This is a genomic window from Psychrobacter okhotskensis, from assembly GCF_013248965.1.
Taxonomy (GTDB): Bacteria; Pseudomonadota; Gammaproteobacteria; order Pseudomonadales; family Moraxellaceae; genus Psychrobacter; species Psychrobacter okhotskensis.
Genome location: NZ_JABRVQ010000011.1, coordinates 60,603 through 78,512 on the forward strand (window position 1 = coordinate 60,603; position 17,910 = coordinate 78,512).

General features: G+C 44.3%; 16 protein-coding genes. 10 read left to right on the top strand and 6 right to left on the bottom strand.

Translation table 11 applies throughout. The annotated features are described in order from the left end of the window. Positions 1-86: 86 nt before the first annotated feature. From nudC to dnaQ, 3 genes are all read right to left on the bottom strand, one after another. Positions 87-1,055, bottom strand: a complete 969-nt coding sequence (nudC, locus tag HQR03_RS07255; protein ID WP_173239703.1) for an NAD(+) diphosphatase — start codon at positions 1,053-1,055, stop codon at positions 87-89. 164 nt (positions 1,056-1,219) lie between these two features. Then, on the bottom strand, positions 1,220-2,899 hold the full coding sequence (locus tag HQR03_RS07260) for a hypothetical protein (RefSeq protein WP_173239704.1): 1,680 nt from the start codon (positions 2,897-2,899) through the stop codon (positions 1,220-1,222). A 161-nt stretch (positions 2,900-3,060) separates the two neighbouring features. After that, positions 3,061-4,662: a DNA polymerase III subunit epsilon gene (gene dnaQ / locus HQR03_RS07265; protein WP_025650840.1), complete on the bottom strand. Its 1,602-nt coding sequence runs from the start codon at positions 4,660-4,662 to the stop codon at positions 3,061-3,063. Between the two features lie 449 nt (positions 4,663-5,111). Here dnaQ and HQR03_RS07270 point away from each other — a divergent pair, with 449 nt between their 5' ends. Together HQR03_RS07270 and HQR03_RS07275 are read left to right on the top strand one after the other, a co-directional pair. Next, the gene (locus tag HQR03_RS07270; RefSeq protein WP_217271560.1) at positions 5,112-5,666 is read left to right on the top strand and encodes a hypothetical protein; all 555 of its coding nucleotides are present in this window, start codon (positions 5,112-5,114) and stop codon (positions 5,664-5,666) included. Positions 5,667-6,049: 383 nt separating this feature from the next. Continuing rightward, positions 6,050-6,355, top strand: a complete 306-nt coding sequence (locus HQR03_RS07275; RefSeq protein WP_025650842.1) for a hypothetical protein — start codon at positions 6,050-6,052, stop codon at positions 6,353-6,355. Between the two features lie 119 nt (positions 6,356-6,474). Here HQR03_RS07275 and HQR03_RS07280 read toward each other — a convergent pair whose 3' ends face one another. Beyond that, positions 6,475-6,933: a YkvA family protein gene (locus HQR03_RS07280; RefSeq protein WP_025650843.1), complete on the bottom strand. Its 459-nt coding sequence runs from the start codon at positions 6,931-6,933 to the stop codon at positions 6,475-6,477. 271 nt (positions 6,934-7,204) lie between these two features. Here HQR03_RS07280 and HQR03_RS07285 point away from each other — a divergent pair, with 271 nt between their 5' ends. Then, positions 7,205-8,461, top strand: coding sequence for an LD-carboxypeptidase (locus HQR03_RS07285; RefSeq protein ID WP_173239705.1), 1,257 nt, complete (start codon positions 7,205-7,207; stop codon positions 8,459-8,461). A 207-nt stretch (positions 8,462-8,668) separates the two neighbouring features. Here the strand turns inward: HQR03_RS07285 and HQR03_RS07290 are convergent, their stop codons facing one another. Continuing rightward, the gene (locus HQR03_RS07290) at positions 8,669-9,679 is read right to left on the bottom strand and encodes a GlxA family transcriptional regulator (protein ID WP_173239706.1); all 1,011 of its coding nucleotides are present in this window, start codon (positions 9,677-9,679) and stop codon (positions 8,669-8,671) included. A 199-nt stretch (positions 9,680-9,878) separates the two neighbouring features. On the opposite strand from HQR03_RS07290, the gene HQR03_RS07295 reads away from it, so the two are divergent. The 4 genes from HQR03_RS07295 to HQR03_RS07310 all read left to right on the top strand — a co-directional run bounded on the left by HQR03_RS07295 (position 9,879) and on the right by HQR03_RS07310 (position 14,657). Continuing rightward, complete coding sequence (locus HQR03_RS07295) at positions 9,879-11,684, top strand: acyl-CoA dehydrogenase (RefSeq protein ID WP_173239707.1); 1,806 nt, start codon at positions 9,879-9,881, stop codon at positions 11,682-11,684. Positions 11,685-11,905: 221 nt separating this feature from the next. Continuing rightward, positions 11,906-12,913 (top strand): NADP-dependent oxidoreductase, encoded by a 1,008-nt coding sequence (locus tag HQR03_RS07300; RefSeq protein WP_173239708.1) that lies wholly within the window; start codon positions 11,906-11,908, stop codon positions 12,911-12,913. Between the two features lie 3 nt (positions 12,914-12,916). Then, positions 12,917-13,711, top strand: a complete 795-nt coding sequence (locus HQR03_RS07305) for an SDR family NAD(P)-dependent oxidoreductase (protein ID WP_025650848.1) — start codon at positions 12,917-12,919, stop codon at positions 13,709-13,711. Positions 13,712-13,895: 184 nt separating this feature from the next. Beyond that, complete coding sequence (locus tag HQR03_RS07310) at positions 13,896-14,657, top strand: SDR family oxidoreductase (RefSeq protein WP_101212030.1); 762 nt, start codon at positions 13,896-13,898, stop codon at positions 14,655-14,657. Between the two features lie 119 nt (positions 14,658-14,776). On the opposite strand, the gene HQR03_RS07315 is transcribed toward HQR03_RS07310, so the two are convergent. Next, positions 14,777-16,036 carry an alkane 1-monooxygenase gene (locus tag HQR03_RS07315; RefSeq protein WP_173239709.1) on the bottom strand — a complete coding sequence of 420 codons (1,260 nt, stop codon included), beginning with the start codon at positions 16,034-16,036 and terminating at the stop codon, positions 14,777-14,779. 651 nt (positions 16,037-16,687) lie between these two features. Between HQR03_RS07315 and HQR03_RS07320 the strand changes: the two genes are divergently transcribed. Genes HQR03_RS07320 through HQR03_RS07330 form a run of 3 tightly spaced genes read left to right on the top strand, consistent with a single transcriptional unit; the run spans position 16,688 to position 17,878 of the window. Then, a complete protein-coding gene (locus HQR03_RS07320; RefSeq protein WP_173239710.1) occupies positions 16,688-16,999 on the top strand; it encodes a cupin domain-containing protein in 312 nt (103 codons plus the stop codon). A gap of 14 nt (positions 17,000-17,013) precedes the next feature. Then, positions 17,014-17,652: a cupin domain-containing protein gene (locus HQR03_RS07325; protein WP_173239711.1), complete on the top strand. Its 639-nt coding sequence runs from the start codon at positions 17,014-17,016 to the stop codon at positions 17,650-17,652. Continuing rightward, entirely contained in the window at positions 17,609-17,878 is a 270-nt protein-coding gene (locus HQR03_RS07330; RefSeq protein ID WP_173239712.1) for a helix-turn-helix transcriptional regulator, read from the top strand. The genes HQR03_RS07325 and HQR03_RS07330 overlap by 44 nt, the downstream gene beginning before the upstream one ends. The last annotated feature ends 32 nt before the right edge of the window (positions 17,879-17,910 follow it).

Here is a 17,910-nt window from a genome sequence, read left to right on the forward strand (position 1 = left end):
TAACATCAGTCATCAAGACTGTCGTTATTAAAATAGATATAAATATTGAAATGATTGTCTTTTAGTCTAATTCTATAGTCAATCTACTATAGTACGATGCCTTGCTCATGGGCAACTTGGGCAATCAGCTCGTAGGCAATGCTGCCCTTAAACGGTATTTTGGGCAGATTAGAGAGGTCAAAAAAATCGGCGTGCGACAGCTCATCTTCTTGTATTACAATATCGCCAGCCGCATAAGATGCGCGAAAACCAAGCATTAAATTGGAAGGAAATGGCCATGGCTGACTGCTGACATAGCGAATATTTGATAGGCTGATATTTACCTCTTCTGCCACTTCACGAACGACCGCATGCTCTAAACTTTCACCCACTTCGACAAAACCTGCAATCAAGCCGTACATGAGAGGGCGTTTTTGTTCTCCATGGCGATGGTGATGAGCGAGTAAGATTTGCATCTCTCCCGTCTGTGGATTGGGACGAGTGATAGCGGTGATAATGCAAGGCTGGACACGAGGGTATTGGCGTAATCGGCATACTGGACAGACCATGGCGCGCTCATCTGCTGTGGCATGAACGACTGGGGATGCGCAGCGACTACAAAACTGCGTATCGGTTTGCCAGCGTAACAGTTGTATTGCTTGGCTAATCTGAGCCGATAAGGCGGCAGGTAGCTGGGTAATAAGCTGTCGATACGGTACAAAAGCGTTCCCGCTGCCCTCTGCAATGATGGGCAATGCGATATCATGCGCGATCGCATAATCATAAGTGATGGCACTGGCCGCTTGCGCAGTAAAAGCGACATTATTCTCGGCAGTTTCAGGCGCAAGCAAACCCTTTGTACCATCACTGATACTACTGTCAGCATCAGACTGCCAGTGATGTGGCGCTAGGCTTTCGAGTAGGGCGACGTTGCCTATTTGATAGGCGGGCACTGGTAGGTTGCCATTGTCGTTTGCATTTGACGATGGTGGTAGTTGGATTTGTAATGGCCACCAACCGTCAATCGTCTGATGGCAGAGGACAGTATCATCACTAAATACAAAAGCACGAGTCATAAGCAGGTTTCCAAACGGTCCAAAGTCAGTACGTAGCAAATGAAGAGCGAACTTGCTTTCAGTGACTGTTTTGAAGTAACTATTTCAAAAGTAACATTCAAAAGTAACTATTTCAAAAGTAACATTCAAAATCAATCGTTATCGCAGCGCTGCCGCTATCATTCTTAAGCGGCAAGTAGTTGGCTTAAGCTTTGCTGACCAACATCAAGCGCTTGTTTGCTCACAGGACGATTGTGCTCAAAACCATCTAAATGATGATCGACAGCCATAATCACATCAGCGATATAAGCCAGCGTACTATCATCGATACGGTGTCCGCTTTCGATGCGCTGCTGTATATAATTGGCCAATTGGCTCAGCATGCTAGCTGGGGTCGGCAGTTGCAAAAAGCGTACCGCGCCTGCCACTTGGCGTAGCATTTCAGGTATATTCTGAATATTGAGCATATCGCGCTCAGGCTCAGATAAATAATCATTAATCGCTTGCTCAGCACTGGCGATAGCCGTACGACTTTCTTGTATTAACGTATCATAGGCAGTATTGAGCTGATGCAATGAGATATGGGGGTTGTTCAGCGGCAGATAGATAGCCCCAGGGGTATGCATCTCAGCCATGGAAATAGTGGCATTTTCAGCATGCATCAATGCCAAGAGTAAATGATCGAAATCTTCAGGCGAGGGCGCACGCCACTTGATTACCGCGTCGGCTGCTGTACTCAGGCTGCTCGCGGCATTTGACAGTCCCAACAAGCGTAATGCTGAGCCCAGTACCGTCAGCTGTTCGATAATTTGTGCCGTCTGCATATCAGCAGGATTGAGCGAATCACCACGCGCGTAGCTATCCACATCTTCTTTAATCGTATTGATTTGAGTCTGAATAATAGCGTTTAAAGTGTCTGTCAGCGCGCGGTTAGGACCGAATAAGAAGCGCTTCATTTGTTCGCGCTGTGGGTCTTCTAATTGGTTAACCGCATATTGTTCACGCAGCAGTTGCGCCGCTTCATTATCACGCTGACAGGCAAAGCTGACTAGATCAGCAAAACGCGTGTCCATGATAGGTAGATAGCTCTGGAACTGCTGCTCTAAATAAATAAGCGTATGCTTTTGGCTGAGGTTAAGCGGCAAAATGGTCGCGATATCAGTGACAGCGGCGGCGGCAGCTTGCCAGAATAGACTCTTGCTCTGAGCAGCTATCAAAGCACAAGCAGCACTCATGGCATCTAATTTTTTCTGAGCGTCTTGAGTTACTACGCCATCTTGGTTGAGCAGTGCAATACCAAGACCACTACGATACGCATAGGTCAGCAGCTCACTGTCGAGGTTAAGCTCGTGCAGGGGCTGAAAGTTCTGTTCAGGATTGGCAATAATGACACTGCTACTACCAAATGTCGCAAAATAATCCGATTCGATTGGCGCTAGCTGCCCATGAGCATTAAGCTTATTAATGATTGGTAATAATAAAGTCGGCTCTACTGACTCTGTCAACAGTACAAATTCCACATAACGATCGAGGGTCATGATGGCTTGTGATAAATCCATAATCAAGGCAGTATCATTATTATCACCACTGTCATAAAGGCGCTGCAGACCGACGATGGCGGTATTTAACACTTCTGCACCAACCAAAGAAATCAGCTCAAAAATACAAGACAGCTGCTTTAGCACGGTAATAGAGTCTAATAATAAAGGCGCTTGACTGTTATCATCGTTAAATTCGCTTAGATGAATCTCAGTGTCTTTAAGGGTGACGATAATTTCATCATGCAACAAATGTAGCGATGGCAAATTAAAGTCAGTAACGCTAAGCGTGGGAGCAGTTAATTTCATTTGGGCAGACTGGTTCATAGGTGTTTTTCCATAACGTACTGATGAAAATAGCGATCATTTAAAGGATGAGTTAACAGGCGTTTATGCGTAAAGGCTAACGCTTATAACAATCAAGACTACCGTATCCAAATGTCAGTATAAGAGGTTATTTTAATATAAGAGGTTATTTTAATCACGTGCTACATGTTTGCTTTTAATTCAGGATATTGTTCGGCCAACTCGCTATACCACTGCTGGCTGGCCATCTCATCGGTGGGTGACACTAATAATAAGGACGCCAAATTAGCAAAGCTGGCGTGGGCTGTTTGTCCGCCGTCTGCTTGTGAGTCTTCTTCGATGGCGAGGGTGACCTGACCGCCCGTCATTGCTAGATAGACTTCAGCTAAAATCTCGGAATCCAATAATGCCCCGTGGAAAGTACGGTCTTGTTTACCGACATCTAAGCGGCGCACGAGGGCATCTAGGGTGTTTTTTTGTCCTGGATATTGCTGTTTGGCCATGACTAGCGAGTCAGTGACTTTTACCCGCTGTGCAAAGTCATGCATGCCAACTTTAGCGAACTCCATGTTTAAGAAGTTCATATCAAAGGTGGCGTTGTGAGCGATGATTTCGGCACCGTCCATAAAGTCATAGAGTGACTGAGCGACTTGATCAAAGGTTGGCTTGTCGGTTAAAAACGCTTCAGAGATACCATGAATGCGAATCACTTCCTCATCCATCCCGCGCTGCGGGTTGATATAGACGTGTAGCTTTTCACCGGTGAATTTGCGCCCGATCATCTCAACAATACCAACTTCAATGATACGGTCGCCTTTTTGTGGATCAAGTCCGGTGGTCTCGGTATCCATAATGAGCTGGCGATCGGACTCGTGACGGTGTATCGGCTTGGGTAGCAATGGCTTAAAATATGGATTGGCACGACTGGTGTCACCATCAAATTTTGGCTCATCAGTTGCCATATCTGGATTATCATTATTTATTATAGTGTCAGTCGTCATCGTCTGGGCTTCTGGCATGTTGGGGGTACTCATTGGTTTGCTAGCATTGTCATGGCTTTGTTCGTCTAATAAAGGGTTGTCGAATGGTTCATCATCGAGCGCTTCTTCGTCAAGCTCATCATCGATATCAAGACCCAACGGATCATATTTTAGCCAGTCATCATTATTAGAGCCACTTTGATTAGAGGCGCTTTGATTAGAGCCACTTTGTGCTTTATCAGGCATTATTTGCTCTTTTTTTTTAGCCATTTCTTGCGACTCTATGCTCGATGATGCTTCACTACTGGACGTCACGCCTAAGTTTGCCAGCTCATCGGCTTTTTCATTGCCCGCATGTCCGGCGTGACCCTTCACCCAGTGCCAGTCAACATCGCGCTGTTGGCATAGTGCATCTAATTGTTGCCAAAGGTCTTGATTGGCAACGGGTTTTTTACTGGCTGTTTTCCAGCCTCGTTTTTTCCAACCTTCAATCCATTCGGTAATGCCTTTTTTGACATAGCTGGAGTCTGTCCAAATCTCGAGGTTTTGCTCATGTGGACTATGAGTCAATGCTTGTATCGCGCCCATCAGCTCCATGCGATTATTGGTCGTTTCTTTATCGCCACCATATAAATCCTGCGTACGCCCATCACTGAATATCAAATGCGCGCCCCAACCACCAGCGCCCGGGTTGCCTTTGCAGGCGCCATCGGTGTAGGCCACTGTGGTGTTTGCTTTGGCGGCCAACGGATCAATCGCGTGGTCTTTATAACTATGTGGCGTAGAGGTACGATTGTCTGACATAAAAACTTTGTGACCTAATAAATGAGAAACGTAGGGTGGCGTTAAGAGATTTTGGGAGCACCATAAAAACAATAGCGGCGCACCACTTAACTGCGCTTGAGTATAACAAATCTATCGCTGATATGGGCAATCGTAACGCACAAAATCGCAAAACCACATATCATAATAGTAACCCTGCAGTTTTCTGTTAAAATAAGCAGGATTGCGCCAAGCTGACCAGCATTTGGCAGCACGAGCATCAACGTATTTAACCCAAAATAGCACTAGTAGCAATTCTCAAAGTGGCTGCGTCGTTTTAAAGATGAATGCATAAAAAATAGCGTAAACTGCCATTTAAATAACGATGGTCATGGCTACTTTTTCGCCATTAACAATTAAAATTAACGATACTGTTTATCAACGGCTTGCTTCCTAAAAGTTTTAATGCATGAATGCAGGATAACCCTATTATGTCCTTACGCTCAAACGTTTTTTATAAAAGATTGACGCTGTTGATGGTCAGTATCACGGCAAGCAGCGCGTTACTGTTGAGCGCTTGTAATGATAGTAATACCCAAGCCGATACCGACGTGGTTGAAGCCGCAGCAGATCTGTCTGTCTTTGAAGGCTGCTATACGGTCAGTCATGACGAGCCTGCGCAAATAAAAGTCAGTCAACAGGACGGCGCTTGGGTGATGCAAATGAAGGAGCCAGCAAGCGCCAAGCGTGTTTGGGATGACGCTGAACCGTTAGAAGTACTCGAAAATAGCGAGATACCCACGTTTTTCTCTATAGATCCTGACAATGTCGATGCAGTCATCGGCCGTCCCGATAGGGTGCTGGTACTGGCTCATGTGAAGCCTGTCTATGCCAATATCGATCCGCTACTGGACAGTGAGTATTTGTCGTATATCTATCGCGGTGCCAATACTATCTATCGCGTAGAGTGTGATGACGTTAATACTGATATTTTAGCCAATCCCCATGCCAATATTATCATTGATAATGTCGGTACAGGCAGCTAAGAAAATGGTCTGATTAGCATTAGGGTCTGTTGAACATTCAAATGTGGCACTGGCAGCGGCTATTTTTTAGACAATACGCAGTGAAATTTTTGACGCCTAGTCATTCTAGGTTAGATAATTTCGCCATGTGTTGGCAAAAAATAGCCCTGCCCTGGAAGGCTGATGCTAAAATCACCCCAAACGTTGTTGTAAACCTAGCTAAGGTCTCGACATTATCGTCGGTTTACGCCTGATTTGATAAAAGGTTTGGGACGATTTTAGCAATCAGCAGTCCTAATATTTGAATGTTCAACAGACCCTAAGTACATCTCATCAATTATAGACAATCTTTTCTCATAAGCAGTCTTTTCTCATAAGTAGTCAAGTCATTAGAGTCAGGTAATATGAATTTTTTTAGTTATGTGGTGTTGGGTGGGTTTTCTTATGCGGCTGGTTGGGCGATAAGAAGCTATGTATTAAACAAAAAACCTGAACCTGAGCAGCCTTATAATCTTAAGCATCCAGCCATCTTGGCGTATTTGGGCGGGTTCTTTATTGTTATGCTCATTATCTCATGGCTCATCGGTCGCTACTTGCTTGGGCATACCGCTATCGATTTGCCGTTTATCATTATAAACAGCCTCGTTGCGACCTTTGTTTATTCATTCGGTCTTAATCCAGAAAAAGCCCGTTATGATGTGCCAGATTGATAAAGAGTTGAAAAGGTAAATGTATAAATAGCTTAAAAGGTTTCTATTTTAAGCTTGTAAAAAACACGGTCAGTGAGTGCCTCATTGATCGTGTTTTTTATAAGTGATTGTTTACTAGATTATTTATCTGTTTTCTTTGAGCTGTTACTTTTATCTTCTAGCTTTTTATCAGTCGGCTTTGAGGCAGCGTCTTTATTAGACTTTTCATCTTTAGAAGCTGTCTGCTCATCTTTCCAAGTTTTGTACTTGCGCAAGTCTTTTTCCATGAGCTTGAGACAAAATTTCAGTACCAATGCATCATCAATTTGACCGATAAAGGGAATAAAATCTGGAATGATGTCAATAGGGTTCAGGACATAGAGCAGACCGACCACTGCCGCAGAAATAGTTTTGTAGGGAATATTGCGATAGTTGCCTTGATAATAATCTTTGACTAAACTCATCAGCAGTAGCAAATCCTTAGCATAACGCTCAAGGCCGCGACCGTTTTCGAGCTGGTCATTGAGCTTATCTTCTTTACCTAAAATGACCTTAATACTGTCTATCAGGCTTTTATTATCTTTCTCTTTGTCAGCCATACTCATATTCCTTATTTTTTGTTAAAGACTATTGAACGCCCTTTACTATAACAAGAGTAGCGACTTCAGCCAAATAAGACTGTGAGTGATTCTGTATCGTTTTGTTGACTATAGCAGCGATAGATTGAGCTGAGCTAAACCATCCTAAGACGCGATATTGTCCAAACCTGCGTTATAATCCAGTTTATGAGATCTTATAAAACAAATATTTAACGTGTGCTAAAGACGGCTGTTCAACAGACCCTAGCTGCATGGCAAAAAAGGTAGAATAATGACTAAGAAATTTTCTGAGCTGAATCGTCGCCAGTTTTTACGTCAAGTCGGAATCAGCGCAGGGGCAGGGCTGTTAGCGACCCAAAGCATTACTCAAGCACTGGCTGCTAATACTACTGGGCAAGATAACAGCACGCAATTTACCAAAGATGATCTGCCAACGGCGTTGATGGATGAGAGCCTGCCATCAGGACAAGCACAACAAGCAGCGCCCGAAACATTGCAGGTGCAAACGAGTTGTATCACGCCAAATATTGAGACGCGGCTTTTTGCCAGCTCCAATGTCGGCGGTAGTGACGAGCGTAATGAGTTGGCGTTAGATCGCATGGCTTGTGCGGGCTTTAAGGTGGATAATCCGGCGATTACCAAACGGCAGTATCTGCGCTTTGCGGGTACGGATTCGCAGCGCGCTAGTGATTTGCAAAACATTGCTACGGGTGCGATTAAAGCGCCTAAACTGCTACTTGGTGTACGCGGCGGCTATGGTGCGATGCGTTTATTGCCGATGGTTGATTGGTCAACTTTAGGTCGTATTATGAAGGAGCGCGGCACGATACTGGCGGGCTTTAGCGATGTGACCGCGATTCAGTGTGCGCTACTGGCAAAAGGCGGTATGAGCTCACTTGCCGCGCCGATGCTCTATAGCGAGTTTGGCAAAACCAAACCCGACCAAGTCAGCTGTCGCCAATTTGTAGAAGCATTAACCAATCCTAATCTGGCTATCAACATACAAGATGCGTCGTTAACCAGTCTAAATTTACCGAGTATTCTGACAAATTCTGAGCCAAAAAATCTAACCGGCACTATATGGGGTGGCAATCTAAGCGTGGTGTCAGCGCTGGCAGGCAGTGAGTATTTGCCACGTATTGCTGGCGGTATCGTATTTTTAGAAGATGTCGGCGAGCAAGCTTACCGCATCGAGCGCATGCTCTATGATTTGTATTTGGCAGGGGTGTTTAAAGACCAGCAAGCCATTGTGTTTGGTGCGTTATCGGGTGCAGGTGAGGACAGCTATGACAAGCGTTATGATGTCGCCACCGTGATTCGTCAATTGCATAAGCTGACAGGGTTGCCGATTTATAGCGGCATGCGCTTTGGTCATATTGGACAAAAACACAGCTTCCCACTTGGCGCGATGTGTCAGATTAGTCCAAATACAGTTGGTGGCTATCAATTGGTATTTAATGATTACCCAACGATTAAAGCCGATGCCATTCATGTCGAAGGCTTGTGGCAAAAAAGTTTAAGCCTATAGTCAAATCCAAATAAATCAGATACGTAGTTATCAGGTCGCTCAATGAAACGTTGTTTTTCTTGCGTGCTGTGCCTACGCCGACAGAGGCTACAAAAAACAACGTTTCATCTCGCTGTATCGTTTTTATATCGAATGAATTATATAAAAATTGTTGCTGTGATAAATTTATTGCAGCCACGTATTACTTCTAAAAAGTCTACTATCAAGTTAAATCGCCAGTCGTGAAAATTTATCCTGATATTCTTTCGGGGTTAGCTCAGTAGCGCGTTTAAACAGCCGCGTAAATGACGAGATATCATCATAGCCGACTTGCTCAGTTAGCGATTTTATCGTCACATCGCCCAATTCCAGTAAGCGCTTGGCCTGCTCAATTCGTACTGCTTGAATATACTCAATTGGGCGCATAGTAACGCATGATTGAAAACGCCTGTTTAAGGTGCGCGGGGTGATATTCACCATAGCAGCCAAATTGCTCACCTGCATAGGTTGTTTGAAGTTTTCCTCGATAAATTCTTGTACCTGCTTAACCAACTGATCAGCATGTGGTTTATGCAAGGTTACATTGGTATAGCTGCTTTGATTGCCGCGTTTACTATCAATAATTTGAGTTTTTGCCACTTGGGTAGAAATCTCACGTCCGCAATACCGCTCGATTAACAACAACCCCAAGTCATAAAAGGCGCTACCGCCTGCCGCACAGAATATATTGCCAAATTGATTCTTTGATTGAGTGACAAACTGGTTTTCCTGCAAATCAACCAATGGAAAATCGGTCTTAAACTTACTGGCATAACCCCAATGGGTGGTGGCTACTTTGCCATCGAGCAAGCCTGCTTTTGCTAAAAAGAAAGCGCCGCTACAATTACTAGCGATATCCGCTTTGGTGTTTGCCAGCCGCTGTAAATGCGAAATTAGAGCGCTATTTTGACTCAATACTTTATCGATTGAATCGCCAATCGTTGGAATTAATAGTAAGTCGCACTCTGTGACTTCCTGAATATCGCAATGCGCTCGCATAATCAAACGGTTGCTGCATCTGATATCCGCGCCACCTAAGCTTGCAATCTGCACGTCAAACCTTGGTTCTACTGCCTCATCCAAGAATCGCTGCCAGCTGACGCCAGTAAACGAAAATAAATCTAGCGCCCCAGCAAGCACACTACCGAGCACGCCATCGAAGCCAACGATAATCACTTTAAACGGTTTGAAGTAGGGCAAAATTTGGCTTCCTTTAAGTGTATGCAAATTTATGGCTGATATTCACCAGCTACAGGATACGTAATTTGAAATTCACTCACTATAGGTTAGAGAGGATGTCTTATTTGACCATAATTATGTCATAAATGACAATATGGCAAGGCGTTAAATTAGATTAATATCAATGAATCACCAAATTTAATGAGTTAACGAGAATACTATGGCAGCAGATACGCTTATCAATGACTTTGAGTTACCGTTCCAACTATATGATGTATTGGGCACTGAGCATTTAACCGAGCATCCGAAGTTTTCAGAACACAGCCGCGAAACCTTTGATGCGGTACTCGACACCGCCAATAAAATCGCCACCCAGCTATTCTTGCCCCATAACCATGTGGCAGATAAAAACGAGCCACAGTTCGATGGCAAAAAAGTCAGCATGATAAGTGACGTAAAAGTTGCCTTTGATGCGTTTCGTGAGTCGGGCTTCATCGCGGGTCGTTATAGCTTTGACGATGGCGGCATGCAATTACCCGAAACGGTTATGACCGCAGTGGCAGGCTATTTTATGGCGGCCAATCCATCAACCACCGCTTATCCATTTTTGACCACTGCCGCCATTAATGTTATCTCGCATTTTGCCAGCGACGAGATTAAAAATGCCTTTATGCCGCGTATGCTAACGGGTGAATTTACCGGCACCATGGCGTTAACCGAGCCGCATGCTGGCTCATCGCTTGCCGATATCAAAACTACCGCTGTTAAACAAGACGACGGCAGCTATCGTGTCAAAGGCAGCAAGATTTATATCTCAGCAGGCGATCACGAATTGTCTGACAATATCGTGCATTTGGTCTTAGCTAAAGTGCCCGGCGGTCCTGGTGGCGTCAAAGGTATTTCTTTATTTGCCGTGCCGAAGTATCGTCTGAATGATGATTCATCAGTAGGCGAGCGTAATGATGTGCATTTAACGGGTCTTATTCATAAGCTGGGCTATCGAGGCGCGACTTCTACCGCATTAAGCTTTGGCGATGCAGGCAAGTGCTATGGCTATCTTATCGGCGAAGAGCATTTCGGCTTGCGCTACATGTTTAAGATGATGAATGAAGCGCGCATCGCGGTTGGCTTTGGCGCAGCGATGATTGGCTATCGTGGTTATCAGTATTCGCTTGATTATGCCAAAGACAGAACGCAGGGCAGAATTGCACCGAATAACAAACCTGAAGATGCAGCAACAGCGATCATTCAGCATGGCGATGTGAAGCGTATGTTGTTGGCGCAAAAAGCCTATAGCGAGGGCGGCATATCACTGTGTTTATATGGCTCAAACCTGATCGACCGTATCAATACTTGTGAAGATGCAACACTAAAAGCTGAGCTATCAGAACTGCTGGATTTACTCACGCCAGTATTAAAAGCATGGCCCTCTGAATATGGGCCGAAAGCCAATGATTTAGGCATTCAAGTATTGGGCGGTGCAGGCTATACGCGCGAGTATCAAGCCGAGCAGTTTTGGCGTGACAATCGTCTCAATCCCATTCATGAAGGCACAAATGGCGTGCAAGCGTTAGATTTGTCATTCCGTAAGTTATGGCAAAACAAGGGTCTTGGTATTCAAATTCTAAAACGTGAAATTACCCAAGACTTAGAAAGTATCAGCACACCAGAAACCGCCAAACTTGCCGGTAAATTGATGCCTTATATGGGTCATCTGCATGAAGTATTGGTGCATCTAAGCAAAATCCTGCAAACGGAAAAAGCACTTACATTAACGGGTAACGCACAAGCACTAATGAATATTTTTGCCTCTATCGTGGTCAGCTGGATTTGGATTCGCCAAGCTAGCAAAGCGGAACAGTTGTTAAGTGATACAACCGACGTTGAAAAGCAAAACTTCTATCATGGCAAACTACAAGCAGCAAAATACTTTATCGATTGGGAATTGCCGTTAATCAATCGCGATATCGAGCTGTTAAATAACGACAATGCGGTATGTACCAATATGCAAGCAGAATGGTTTTAAGTGATTGTTTGGAATGTTTTCAACATAAGAACATGCCTGAATAATACGACCAATGTGATGCTGGGATGAATTTTTCGAAGCCTCTGGAGTGCAAAGCGCACAGCAAGCGAGAAAAATTTATCCCAGAAGAACGCTTTTTAATATATTTGGCTTATTTTGAATAAACTCTTTTTAAGCAAACGATACCAATGGCTTTTTATAAAAATTTAAAGGAATAAATAATGACAACAATGAATAAGCAGTGGCGTTTAAAAGAAAGACCTGTTGGCGCACCGAGTGCGGAGACTTGGGATTATACCGAGTCAGAACTACCGACCATCACAGACGGTCAGTTACTGATAAAAATTGAATATATCTCGATGGATCCAGCGATGCGTGGCTGGTTAAACGATGCCAAATCTTATATCGAACCGGTACAGATTGGTGATGTCATGCGCGCGGGTACCGTGGGCGAAGTGATTGAAAGTAAGCATGAGAAGTTTGCCGTCGGCGATTATGTCTGTGGTCACAATGGCGTGCAGTCGTATGCAGTTAGTGATGGTACTGGTTTATACAAAGTCGATCCAAACCTTGCACCCTTATCTTATTACTTAGGCGTGCTCGGTATGCCGGGTATGACCGGTTACTTTGGCTTATTAAAAACTGGTCAACCAAAAGCTGGCGAGACGGTGGTCGTCTCTGGTGCTGCGGGTGCGGTTGGTGGTTTGGTTGGACAGATTGCTAAACTAAAAGGCTGCCGAGTCGTTGGTATCGCAGGCGGTGCTGAGAAATGCAAATTCCTAGTCGATGAGCTAGGTTTTGATGCTGCGGTAGATTATAAAAATGAGGATGTCAAAAAAGGCTTAAAGCAAGCTTGTCCAAATGGGGTAGATGTCTTCTTTGACAACGTAGGCGGCGATATCTTAAATGACGTCCTGACCCAAATTAATCTGCGCGCGCGTATCGTGATTTGCGGTGCGATTAGCCAATATAACAACACCACAGCGGTAGAAGGGCCGTCAAACTATCTGTCATTATTGGTCAATCGTGCCCGTATGGAAGGCATCGTTGTCTTTGATAATATCAAAGAGTATCCAATCGCGATGAAAGAGATTGCTGGCTGGATTCAGTCGGGTGAGTTAAAAGTAAAAGATCATATCGTTGAAGGTATCGAGACTTTCCCTGATACGTTGATGATGCTCTTTAAAGGTGAAAATTTCGGCAAACTGGTACTTAAGGTAGAGGGATAAATCATGACACTGAATACAAATGGAATTGCATCAGACGTAGCCAGTAACGTTTCTGGTAAACGTATTTTAATCACGGGCGGTGCGTCTGGCATTGGTGCGGCAAGTGCGTTATTGTTAGCCAGTCGCGGTGCGAAAGTCGTGATCGGTGATATGGCCGAAGAGATGGGCGCAGCCGTTGCCAAGCAAGGTCAAGATGCGGGCAATAGTATCGTCTTTAAAAAAGTTGATGTGACGAGTGGCGACGAAGTGCGCGCATTATTTACCTTTGCCATGGAAACGCTGGGTGGTCTTGATGTGGTGGTAAATAATGCGGGCATCGACCATCAGCCTGCACCGATGCATGAGCTAAGCGATGAGGATTTTGACCGCAATATCGCCGTTAATTTAAAGGGTGTTTGGCATTGTATGCGTGCCGCCGTCACTTGTATGGCTCCGAATGGCGGTGGTCATGTGATTAATGTGGCATCAATCGCAGGACTTCGTTCTGCGCCGTTGCTATCAGCTTATAGCGCTGCCAAACATGGCGTGATGGGACTGACGAAGTCTGCTGCTCATGAATATGCGCGCGTCAATATTCGTTTTAACGCCGTATGTCCAAGCTTTATTGATACGCCAATGGTGCAAAATACCATGGCGAAGATGGGCGAGCGCGCGCAAAAAGCCACTATTAATGCCAGTCCATTACGCCGTTTAGGTAAAGTCGATGAAGTGTCTGGCGCGATTGCTTGGCTTGCGAGTGATGAAAGCAGCTTTATGAATGGTCATGCGTTTACCCTTGATGGCGGTATGTTGGCTTAATAGTCAAATAACTGCTAAATCATTACGCTGTTAGCCTCGCTCAATGTACTGGCTTGTATAAAATAGATACTATCTACACTCAGCTGCCTTGTAATAGATTTGCAGTTTTTCGACTATAATTTATTAAGTGGTTACGATAAAAAATTGAAAACTGAATAGCTAATTCAAAATACAAGGAATAACGATGAAAGATTTATTTGATTTAACCGGCAAGATTGCTTTAGTCACTGGTGCCAGTCGTGGTATTGGCGAATCTATCGCCCGCTTATTGGCGTCAAGAGGCGCGCATGTGATTGTCTCTAGCCGTAAGATTGATGCTTGCCAAGCGGTCGCTGATAGCATCGTCGCCGACGGTCATAAAGCCAGCGCCTTTGCTTGTCATGTGGGTGATATGGATCAGATTGAGGCGATTTTTGAGCATATCAAAAGCGAATTTGGTCAGATTGATATTTTAGTTAATAACGCCGCGGCAAACCCTTATTACGGCCATATCTTAGATACCGACTTAGCGGCTTTTGATAAAACTGTCGAAGTCAATATTCGCGGTTATTTCTTTATGTCGACGGCAGCAGGCAAAATGATGCGCGAGCAGGGCGGCGGAGTGATTTTAAATACCGCATCGGTCAATGGTTTGGTCGCGGGTGACAAGCAAGGTATCTACTCAATCACTAAGGCGGCTGTCATTAGCATGACCAAAGCCTTTGCCAAAGAATGCGGGCCATTAAATATTCGCGTTAATGCGCTGCTGCCAGGGTTAACCGACACCAAATTTGCCTCAGCATTGACTACCAATGATAAAGTCTTAAAGATGGCGCTACATGCAATTCCGTTAGGACGCGTGGCTAATCCTGACGAGATGGCAGGTACGGTATTGTACCTAGTCTCTGACGCGTCAAGTTATACGACGGGCGCAACGGTCGTGGTTGATGGCGGCATGTTGGCTTAATCCGTTTATCACTATCGCTATATTTTTATAATAAAAAACACGTTCATTAGTAACGTGTTTTTTTTATGTCTCAACGTTCATTACTTTTAGTTCACTACTTTCAGCTCATTGCTTTAAATCTATCTATTCGCACGTTTTGACATGATAAGATTTAATCGCTGTAAGCTTTTTTCAATGATATTCGTCGTCCGCTGCATTAATGGACTCAATGGTTTGGGGTGCATATTAATTTTACTCATATCATTATCATAATGTGCTCTGACACGCTTATTCATAATAGCAAACCACAGTGGCGGGATATAGGCGGGCATAATCATCGTGGCATAACCTATCGGCAGTTGCGGTGCTTCCTCAAAATGTCTGAGCAATTGATAAGCGCGGCTTGGATGCGCGTGGTGATCAGAATGGCGCTGCAATTGATACAAAAACAAATTGGTCACCGTGTGATTACTATTCCAGCTGTGCTCCGGCTGCGTACGCTCAAACTGCCCGTTATCGTCTTGCTCTCTGAGCAGACCGTAGTGCTCTAGATAGTTCACCACTTCTAACAGACTAAAGCCGTATACCGCCTGCAAGCCAATAAAGGGTAGAATCTTTTTGCCAAAAGCCTTATAAAGGGTGGCATAAAGTACCGCCGACATCGCCCAACCTTGCAACAGCTCGTTGTCTTTACTCCAAAAGCCTTTTTGTCGACGGGCAAGCCGCTCGGTTTCAATGTTTATGGCGGAACGTAGACCCCCAAACACCGTACGCGGCAAAAACTGCCAAAAGCTCTCGTTGTACTTGCTACTGGCTGGATCTTTTGGGGTCGCGACCCAGCGGTGATGACCGAAATTATGCTCTATGGCGAAATGTCCATAGGCCGCTGGTGCAAGGCTGACGCGCGCCAAAGTACGATTTAAGTGGTCAGACTTATGGCCAAGCTCATGCGCGGTATTAATCGCAATACCACTGCCAATGCCTGCTGTCAAGGCAACGCCTAAACGATTATACCAAGGCAATTTTCGCTGACTATACTGGTAAGCCAACAGTCCAAAAGCCATATATTGTAACGGTATAAAAGCATGAGCAATCCACTTATAATAGGGGTCTTGGGCAAGCGCTTGCATAGCGCTATCAGGTGGGTTGCTATCATCTCGACCGACCAACACATCCGCCAACGGTATGATACCGTGGATCAAGATAGTCCCTGCCCACGCCAGCGCTGTATTTTTAAGCTCAAAACCTTTTTGATCTCGTAATCCTAACGCGAACAAGCAGCCTAATAGAGGCAGTGATGGACTACACAACCAAAACCGCCTTTTTGGGTCGCGCCATAATGAGCCATCCACCGCATCTTGAATGATGGCATGTTCTTTGATGCTTAATGTCTTAGTCATTATACGGTCCTTGTATAGTTAAGCTTCTATAAATCAGAAACGGTCTCAGACTTATCCAGTCTATTATTTATTGCACTCTTACTTGATTGCCTGATAGCCACTTCAAACCGTTCCATTTATATATAGTTGAATCACTATAAAAAAATATAGTGCTGCTGGGATGAATTTTGCGCAGCCTCTGTCAGCGCAGACACAGCATGCAAGTAAAATTTATACCAGTAGCACTGGTAATATTAGCGTATCGGTTTTATGTCGAATTGACTATAGTATCAATCAAAATTCTGATAATTTATTATGACCTTTGATATCATTCAAGACGGCGTTGATTGACAAAAAAATCTCACTTTGTGTCCAAAAGTGCAAATATATTCAGATTTAATCGTCGGACTTCGTTATGTTGAGAACTTATACATAGCGTATATACGGTAATTAACGTTGATAACGCTCTTTGAAGTGAGTAGTTTGGGCGTGTCATCAATTAGCATATTGATACATTTAGTGGTCTTAAAATGGCTAAATTTTGCCAAACATCGTCAGAAATTTTGTCAATATGTTCATATTTACGGCAATTACTTCCTTGTTTGGCTGCAATTTTCCTCATTTTAAGCCTCACAATCTAAATGATGACACACCCTAGTATTGGTCTAAAATATGGATATTTTAAGTCGATTGTTTGATGAGATGCATTTGCAAAAGGTGCAATATATCACTGTCAATGCGCGCGGCTCTTGGCAACTGGTACAGAGTAGACAGGATGATTATTTGAGCTTTATTGTGGTTATCAGTGGCGAGGTGCATCTGTGCTATGGTAATGATAATAATGACAGGCAAGTGATCACAGCCAACAATATGATGATGTTGACCACACAAGACAGCTATGTCTGTCAATCAGCACCAATGGTGTCTAATCTAACGGCTAAAACAATTATGTCTGTCAATCAGCACCAATGGTGTCTAATCTAACGGCTAAAACAATCATGCCTGCACACACTGAAGGTCAGATTGGCTTAGAGATTGACAATACAGATAGCGGTCATAAAATTATTGCCCAAGGTAACCATGTTCAAACTAAGCATACTCAAACTAATCATATGCAAGATAATGAGACTCAATTTATTGTGTTACGCAGTCAGTTTGACACCGATATGGCAAGACCTTTGCTATCTGCGTTGCCAGCCAGTCTGCCGCCAGTGACCCAAAAGCACTCGGCTTACAATGATGTGGTGAATATTGGGTTGCAGTTTTTCTTATTAGAAGTGAGCTTGCAGCGCCCCGGCAAAACCACGATGCTTGAACGCTTGGCTGGCATGTTGATGATTGAATGTATACGCGAGTATGTCGAACAGCTAGAAATGGCATCAGGATTTAATGACAGCATAAATCACGCTACGGATAATACCCTAGACAGTACGCCATCGTGGATTGATCATCCATGGCAGATAAACATTGATGCCGACAACAGTGGTGAAAATAATGCCATTAGAAACGGAGATGAAAATGGCAACTGGCTAGCTGCCCTAAAAGATCCTTATCTATCAAATACCCTCTATTTGATGCACCGCTACCCAGAAGATGCTTGGACGAAAAGCATCTGGGCTGTCGCGCTCAGGACTTAATGAGCGTTTTAAGCAGTCCGTTGGTATCACGCCGCTGGCATATCTGAGTCACTATCGCTTGCGACTGGCGGCAAGATTTTTGCGGCAAGAACAGTATTCAATTAGCAAGATTAGCGAATTGGTAGGCTATGCGTCAGATCACTCGTTTAGTGGTGCATTCAAGCGGCGTTACGGGCAGTCACCCAGTCATTACCGCAAATCCCATAGCAAAAAATCAACGCCATAACGTGAATGTTGGTCACAAATAGATGGATGACT